The sequence below is a fragment of the Bacillus sp. AP50 genome (genome assembly GCF_040492675.1).
Taxonomy (GTDB): domain Bacteria; phylum Bacillota; class Bacilli; order Bacillales; family Bacillaceae_G; genus Bacillus_A; species Bacillus_A cereus.
Map to the genome: position 1 here is coordinate 1 of NZ_JBEUTW010000384.1, position 1,147 is coordinate 1,147.

The window sequence follows — 1,147 nt, forward strand, 5'->3', positions numbered from 1 at the left end:
AAGTAGTATAGATTACGAAAAAAAATGAATAAAAAGAAAGTTCTTTACGCTAAAATATCAGAAAAGTTTAAAAATATAAAGATTTCTATTAAATAAAGTGATAAAATGAATGTGTATTCATTTTTTGGAGGGGATGTATGTGAAAGAAAAGGTAGTTATTATAACAGGTGGATCGAGTGGAATGGGAAAAGGAATGGCGACTCGTTTTGCAAAAGAAGGGGCACGAGTTGTTATTACAGGACGTACAAAGGAAAAACTAGAGGAAACAAAGTTGGAAATTGAACAATTTCCAGGGCAAGTATTACCTGTACAAATGGATGTAAGAAATACGGATGACATTCAGAAAATGATTGAACAGATTGATGAGAAGTTTGGTAGAATTGATGTTTTAATAAATAATGCAGCTGGAAACTTTATTTGTCCAGCAGAAGATTTATCTGTGAATGGCTGGAATTCAGTCATTAATATTGTATTAAACGGTACATTTTACTGTAGCCATGCTGTCGGAAAATATTGGATTGAAAAAGGTATAAAAGGGAATATCATTAACATGGTAGCAACATATGCATGGGATGCTGGTCCAGGAGTTATTCATTCGGCTGCAGCGAAGGCAGGAGTATTAGCGATGACGAAGACGCTCGCTGTTGAGTGGGGACGTAAATATGGAATACGAGTTAACGCTATCGCGCCAGGACCAATTGAACGTACGGGCGGTGCTGATAAATTATGGATTTCAGAAGAAATGGCTAAACGGACGATACAAAGTGTTCCGCTTGGAAGGCTGGGTACGCCAGAGGAAATCGCTGGTCTAGCTTATTATTTATGTTCAGATGAAGCTGCGTACATAAATGGAACTTGCATGACAATGGATGGAGGACAACATTTACATCAATATCCATTTTAAAAGGGATAAAAAATGAATGTTTGATTCATTTTTTTATGGTTAAATGTGACGGAATTGTGACATATGAAAGAAAAGTGTTTACAAGAGGTCATATATACGTTATATTTAAGACCTCTTTTTTCTTCATAGTAGAATTGCTAATTCCCCTTAGCATTTTACCCCTCTAATCCCTTCAGGAAAACTGAAGGGATTTTTTATTATTTTTCCGTAAATATCATGTTATAATTTTTGAAAAGTAAAGGG

1 protein-coding gene is annotated in these 1,147 nt (G+C 35.2%); it reads left to right on the forward strand.

Translation table 11 applies throughout. From position 1 onward, the window contains the following. The first annotated feature begins 139 nt into the window (after positions 1 to 139). Positions 140 to 904, forward strand: a complete 765-nt coding sequence (gene fadH / locus ABWK52_RS22910; RefSeq protein WP_000660913.1) for a 2,4-dienoyl-CoA reductase — start codon at positions 140 to 142, stop codon at positions 902 to 904. Positions 905 to 1,147: the final 243 nt, after the last annotated feature.